This window comes from Pseudomonas paracarnis, from assembly GCF_904063055.1.
Lineage (GTDB): Bacteria > Pseudomonadota > Gammaproteobacteria > Pseudomonadales > Pseudomonadaceae > Aquipseudomonas > Aquipseudomonas paracarnis.
Map to the genome: position 1 here is coordinate 1 of NZ_CAJFCN010000114.1, position 431 is coordinate 431.

At 65.2% G+C, this 431-nt stretch carries 1 protein-coding gene; it reads right to left on the reverse strand.

The window, feature by feature from the left end:
• Positions 1–431, reverse strand: a 431-nt coding sequence (locus JMV15_RS28145) for an FAD-binding protein (protein ID WP_201492016.1), incomplete at both ends; no start/stop codon positions are given.

Consider the following 431-nt stretch of genomic DNA (forward strand, 5'->3'; position numbering starts at 1 on the left):
TACTCGATAGTTGCGGTAGACCTCGTCGCTCGCATCCCGCAGCAAGCGCACCCGATGTTGCGCCCTTTGCAGAGGCTTGTTGGTGCGCACGATGCCCCCATAGTCCCACATGAAGCGTCGCAGCTCGTCCCGGTTGTGAGCGATGATCGCGTCTTCGTCCGAATCAGTGACCTGGCTCTCATCCCAGCGGGGCAGGGCGGCTGGTACCGGGATGCGCGGCAGTTGCACAAGAATGTCCTCTGCCGCCGAGCGGGCATACACGAAGCATTCGAGCACGGAATTGCTGGCCATGCGGTTGGCGCAGTGCAGGCCAGTGAAGCTGGTTTCGCCGATGGCATACAGGCCCCGCACGTCGGGTCGGCCATGCTGATCGACCCATCCGCCGACGCCGGTGGAGTGCGCGGCCGGCGCCCCGGGGATCTGGCCCTTGG